6 protein-coding genes are annotated in these 5,854 nt (G+C 47.5%); 4 read left to right on the forward strand and 2 right to left on the reverse strand.

The window, feature by feature from the left end:
• The 4 genes from Q0200_RS06765 to Q0200_RS06780 all read left to right on the forward strand — a co-directional run.
• On the forward strand, positions 1-1,703 hold a 1,703-nt coding region (locus Q0200_RS06765), incomplete at its 5' end, for a hypothetical protein (RefSeq protein ID WP_297939364.1).
• 349 nt (positions 1,704-2,052) lie between these two features.
• Positions 2,053-2,247, forward strand: coding sequence for a hypothetical protein (locus Q0200_RS06770; RefSeq protein WP_297939367.1), 195 nt, complete (start codon positions 2,053-2,055; stop codon positions 2,245-2,247).
• A 124-nt stretch (positions 2,248-2,371) separates the two neighbouring features.
• Positions 2,372-3,148 carry a hypothetical protein gene (locus Q0200_RS06775; RefSeq protein ID WP_297939369.1) on the forward strand — a complete coding sequence of 259 codons (777 nt, stop codon included), beginning with the start codon at positions 2,372-2,374 and terminating at the stop codon, positions 3,146-3,148.
• Between the two features lie 108 nt (positions 3,149-3,256).
• Complete coding sequence (locus Q0200_RS06780) at positions 3,257-3,385, forward strand: hypothetical protein (protein WP_297939372.1); 129 nt, start codon at positions 3,257-3,259, stop codon at positions 3,383-3,385.
• A gap of 174 nt (positions 3,386-3,559) precedes the next feature.
• Here Q0200_RS06780 and Q0200_RS06785 read toward each other — a convergent pair whose 3' ends face one another.
• Positions 3,560-5,485: a PBP1A family penicillin-binding protein gene (locus Q0200_RS06785; protein WP_297939374.1), complete on the reverse strand. Its 1,926-nt coding sequence runs from the start codon at positions 5,483-5,485 to the stop codon at positions 3,560-3,562.
• The coding region (maf, locus tag Q0200_RS06790; protein WP_297939377.1) for a septum formation inhibitor Maf at positions 5,482-5,854 on the reverse strand (373 nt) is incomplete at its 5' end. The genes maf and Q0200_RS06785, both read right to left, overlap by 4 nt.

A 5,854-nucleotide genomic window follows, 5' to 3' on the forward strand; every position in this document is an offset into this window, starting at 1 on the left:
TAGACTCGCAAAATAGCTTCGAGGGGCTCGGCGCGGCGGACGTCGCGAGCGAAGGGCGCGCGTGGATGAGGCGGTTCGTGTCGGACGAAAACTACCCAGAGGTGCTATATCTAGTGACCAAAGCCTACCTCAGGCAGGAGCTCGTTAGCGACGCGAACTACACGCTAGATATCCTCATGAACGAGCATCCAAACTCAAATTTTACCAAGCTAGCCGTTCTTGAGTTTGCCGACAGGCTCTACGTCACTGGCAGGCAGGACGAGGCGGTAAAGATGTACGAGGACGTGCTATACTCGGCGCAGACGCTAGACGTCGCTAGCCGCGCGGCTCTGAGCCTCGTGCAGGGCAGCATCGATACGGCCAAATTTGACCGCGCCAAGGACTTTATGCTCAAAATTTTAAACAGAAATCAAGAGTACCTGCTAAACGACGCGTCCAAGCTAACGACGCTGGCAGGGGTATTTCACGAGAAAAATATGGACGATATCGCTGCGAGGATATATGAAATCCTGCTCGCCCGCTTAAATAAAAACGATGATGACTACGAAACCGTGCTAAAAAATCTAGGCATCGCTCTAGCGGGCACTCCCGATACGCAAAAGGCCTACGACTACCTAAAAAGATATCAAAGCGAGTTTGCGGACGGGCAGTATGCCGCTATCGTGCAAAATGCGCTAGATAAGCTATTTTTCGCTAGAAACGACGAGAGCAACGCGACCAAGCTACACGAGCACTACGACGCGCTCATCGACAAATACGGCAAAACGGATGTCGGCGCTAAGGCGCTAAAAGAGCAGGTCGCGCTCTATCTAAAAGAGCGTAAATTTGACTCCGTCCTGCGCTATACCCAGGCCGTGCGCGATCTAAACGATACGGACGCTAGTGCGGTATTGGATCAGGCGGCGCTAAATTTAGCGAGTGAAGCCATCCGTCAAAACGACTGCGCTACGGCTGTAAATTTGACCGAAAACTACGGCGTAGGCGAGAAAATAGGGGCTAAATTTAAGCTCTTTGACTGCTATATGCGCCTCTCTCGCTTCGCCGCCGCGCACGAGCTCGCCTCGCAAAATATCCTTGCACCAGACATGCTCGACCGCGTGGAGTGGCTCATCAAACTAGCCTCCGTGTTGATAAAGACGCAGAAATATAACGACGCCTTGCGCGTAGCCGACGAGGCGCTGGCTATCGCGTCTAGGCAGGAGTATGCCGACGTCTCGCCCGTGCTTTTTTATAGATTTGAGGCTCTGATGGGGCTAGGTAGACTCACCGACGCCGCCGCGACGATAACGGCCGTCGAGACGCTACGCAAAAACGACTTTAAGGTCATCGAGCTCTACGACCGCATGGCCGAGGCGACATACGGCGCGAACGACTTTTTAAACGCGTCGGTTTACGCCAAAAAGGCGATCGATCTGCAAAAACGCCTACATATCGCCACCTTTAGCCCGAAAATAGACTTTGAGTACATCGGCTCGCTAAGTAAGCTGGATAGACTAGGCGAGGCTTTGCAAGCCGCGCAGGAGCTCGTAGATACGCGCCTAGATCCCGAAAACAGACTGCGTGCGCTAGCTCAGATCTCGGAAATCTACATCAAGCTAAAACGCGAAAGCGAAGCAAAGCCGTATCTGCAGGAGTGCGTCGGCTCAAATCTGCAAAGCTCGTGGAAGGCCATCTGCGCCGAGCAGATGAAGCTCGTGGAATAATTTATCCTTTTGCTTTTTAAACTCGCTCAAATTTAGCCCGAAAGCTCAGGTTAAATTTGGGTTTGATCGCCGCAACTAGGCGGCGCACTTTTAACCATTGCGCTAGGGCTTGGCTCGTGCAGGACGTGGCGCTATATTTTTATTCGCATATCTTTTTACGACAAACGAGTCAAATTTAAGTTCTTTTTCTTTGTTGTTGCTTGATTAAATTTGTCAAGCGGCGGCAAAACGTAAAATTTTCAAAACATAGCTACGTTTTTGCTATCAAATTTAATCCCCAAATTTTGGCGCCGTACTACGTCAAATTTGATATAATTTCTAAAATAAGCACTTGTAAAAGGAGCTGGCCGTGAACGCAAAATTTCAAGCCGAGATGAAAGAGCTGGACGAGAAATTTGCCGCAATCTCTGAGGATGCAAAAAGGCGGTATGATAGGCATAGGTTTATCAGGCGGGCGATTATGACGTACTGGTCATCGACGTTTGTCGTTTTTTATCTTTTTGCGATGTTGGCGCCGTATTTGAAATCATTTTTTTGTAAATAGCGACATAGAATCGTCGCCTGAAGTTTTTAGCTATATTCGGGGCGCTGTGATGATAGTTACGCCTATTTTCTGGATGTTTTATGTTTTAAAGTGAGATCAAACCAAGCGATACAGCTATCTTTTCGTGAGAGATCAGCGTGCTAGCTTCCTGGCCTTTAGGATAGAAAATTTTGCAAGTATAGTTTTGATTTTATATCCGATTTTGCTTATTTTGGGGTCATTTTTCGCAAGGGGCGGCGGCGGATACGGTGTTTATGCGTTTTTATACGGCCTTGTCGCGGCTCCGATTTGCTTGCTTGTTTTTGCCGTATGCTACTCTTTGAACATAAGCTCATACGAGCCCGCACCCGAAGCTGCAGATCTGCGCAGAGAGTCCGGTCTAGCTCAAAGTGCGAAATCAGCAGAGGAAAGACTCGGCGAGCTAAACGACCTGGACGCGGAATTTGATCAAATACCTTGGGACCAAAAAAACCGTTACGGCGTGCATAGACTTATCAGGCGCGCTAGTATGGCATTTATCGGGTTTGGGCTTATGGTCTCTTATTTTGCATATTTTTTAGGCAATGTTCTATACGGGCTTGTTTCTCTTGCTGCGATACTGATTTTGCCGTATTTTTTCACGAAAATTTACCTAAAAAGCTATCCTACGAAAAAATACAGCAAATTTTTTATAAAAAATCAGCGTCTTTGTTTGACGATTTTTACGGTTGAAAATTTAGCTAGTATTGCTTTGATCTTGTATCCGCTTGTGCTCATAGTAGCGGCTCTGATCGCTAGAAATGACGAAAAGACGGTGAGCTTGCTTTTGAGCGGCTCAAACGTATTATCGGCTTGTCTTGTTATTTTTGCGGCATGCTATCTGTTTAACCGAAGTACGTATATCCCGAAAGACGAGGCGTAATTTTTTAAATTTGAGGGGCGTTTGATGCGGTTTTTGCTCTTGGCGCGGCGGTAAATTTAAGCGGCAAGGACACGGCTTATTTTTGAGGCTCGGTCAAATTTACGGCGCATGATAAATTTGATAGGTTTTGTAAAATTTAGACCGTTTAAATTTGGCTTCAAATTTTATTGCGTCTTTGATTTTGGATTTGCGGGCAAGCTTAAATTTGACGAGAGTAGAACCAACAAGCAAATTTAAGCCCGCTTTGAAATTTGGATTAAACTACAAGCAAGATCAAATTTGACCGTAAAAACCGAGCGTAAATTTGAAGTAAAAGCAAAAGCGGATTAGCAAGTAGGTTTAAATTTGACGAAGCGGCGGCTAAATTTAAGCAGTAAAACGCTCAAATTTAGCCGGTCTTTTGGGTCAAATTTAAAAAATCAACCCCTCGTCGTCTTGTTTGATTAGGGTATCTTGCGCGTCTTGTTTCGGTACCGGCGAGATCTTCGTATAGACCTCGATCAGGCCCTCGTACGCGGTGTGAAAGACGCCCTCCGGCTCGATGAAGGTTTTTTGTTTTAGCGGGTACTCCTTCATATAGCTTTCCATAAATTTCTTAAACACCGGAGCCGCCGTACGTCCGCCGCCCTCGACCTTTCTCATTGGCGTGTTATCGTCGTTGCCGTACCATACGACCACCTCGACCTCAGGCGTAAATCCGCAAAACCACGCATCGACGTTATTATTCGTCGTGCCCGTTTTGCCTGCTACCTGCACGCCGTTTAGCCTGGCGCTTTGTCCCGTGCCGCGCTCTACTACCGTCCTCATCATATCAGTCATCAGATATGCCTGCTCGGGTTCCGTAACAAATATCCGCGCAGGCTCGAAAACCGCTTCTAAATTTTGATAATTTATAATGCGTTTTATGAGGCTTGGCTCTACGATCTCGCCGCCGTTTGGAAACATCGAGTAAAATTTAGCAAACTCTAACGGCGAGATACCAAAGCTGCCAAGTGCGATGGATAGGTTTTTAGGTATGTTTTTAAAGCCCATCTCGGTTAGCTTTTTATAAGCCGTATCAAGCCCGATCTCGTCGAGTAAATTTATCGTGGCGAGGTTACGCGACTGACGCAGGGCCTCTCGCAGCGTGATATAGCCCTGGAAGCCGCCGCTGTAGTTTTTCGGGCGCCACTCGTACTGGCTGCCTTCGTTAAAGACCCTTGATATGTCGGCAGCCTTGCTCATCGGCGAGTAGCCCATGTCTAGGGCGATCTGGTAGATAAAGGGCTTAAAGCTGGAGCCTGGCTGGCGGGTGCTCTGCGTAGCGCGGTTGTAGCTGCTTTTGGAGTAGTCTACGCCGCCTACTAGCGCGAGGATCTCGCCCGTTTTAGGTAGCGTAACGACGATAGCGCCGTTTAGGATACTGGCGTTTGCGTCTTTGTTGCGTTTTAGTATCTCGTTGTAGCCGTATTTTAGCGCCTCGGACGCCATATCTTGCACCTTTAAATCAACGCTGGTTTCGATGACGTAGCCGCCGGTTTTTATGTCCTCAAAGCGCTTTGAGGCCTCTTTTAGCACCTCGTCTACGATATACGGGGCTTTGTTTTGCGTGAGAGTGTCGTCAAAAACTACTGGCTGCTCGACTAGCGCGGCTTTGTACTCGGCGTCGCTGATCCAGCCTAACGCGTTCATCCTTGCTATGACGTTGTTTGCGCGGCTAAGCGATAGATCTAGGTGGCGGGTCGGATCGTAGGTGCTAGGCGCTTTTGGTAAGCCCACTAGGATAGCGATCTCTTTTAGCGTGAGCTCGTTAAGCTCCTTTCTAAAGTATCCCTTCGCCGCGGTTTTTATGCCGTGATAGCCGTGTCCTAGATAGACGTGATTTAGATAGCGCTCTAAAATTTGCTCTTTGGTTAGCTCGTTTTCTAGCTTCATCGAGATGATCATCTCTTTGACCTTGCGCGTTAGCTTTTTTTCTCTGGTTAGCACCATGTTTTTAACGAGCTGCTGCGTGAGCGTGCTCGCGCCCTCGACTAGTTTGCCCGCCTTTATATCCTTAACGATAGCTCGCGTGATGGCCTCGGGATTTACGCCGCCGTGCTCAAAAAAGCTCGTATCCTCGATGGCTACCAGCGCCTCGATGACGCGCGGCGGGATATCCTCGTACTTGACGTAAATCCTGTTTTCGTCAAAGATATTTGCGATGAGCTCGCCGTTTCTATCGTAAATTTGAGTCGTGAGCTTTGGCTTAAAATCGATGATGTTTGACGCGTCAAAGGTGACTTGCGAATAAAGATAAACAAACGCCGCGCTCAGCGAAACAAAGATAATAAACAAAATCGAAGCTAAAATTCTCATAAAAAGGCCTTTAAAATTTTCACGTTTAGCCCCATTGCGGTGCTAGTTTCGCCGTTTTGGCTTAGGATGTATTTTTTGTTGAAATTTTCTATCGTCATGGCTCCTGCTTTGCCTTGCCAAAGATCGCCCGATAGGTAGTTTTTCAGGTCGGCTTCGTCAAATTTAGCAAATTTATACTCGGCAAAGCTGACGTTAAAAAGCTCGAATTTTTCGCCTAAAAATATCATCGCGGTTACGATCCTAGCGGTGCTCCCGCTTTGCATTTTTAGCATTTTTAGCGCCTCTTTTTCGTCCTTTGCTTTGCCTAAAATTTTACCGCCACATACTACGACGCTATCTGCGAAAACGACGTTTTTTACGCCGTCGTTT

The organism is uncultured Campylobacter sp., assembly GCF_938045225.1.
Taxonomy (GTDB): domain Bacteria; phylum Campylobacterota; class Campylobacteria; order Campylobacterales; family Campylobacteraceae; genus Campylobacter_A.

What these genes read in the sequence shown, in the direction of transcription:
- Q0200_RS06780 (WP_297939372.1), top strand. Translation starts at nt 3,257, where the DNA reads ATGATAAATTTGATAGGTTTTGTAAAATTTAGACCGTTTAAATTTGGC.
- Q0200_RS06785 (WP_297939374.1), bottom strand. Translation starts at nt 5,485, where the DNA reads ATGAGAATTTTAGCTTCGATTTTGTTTATTATCTTTGTTTCGCTGAGC.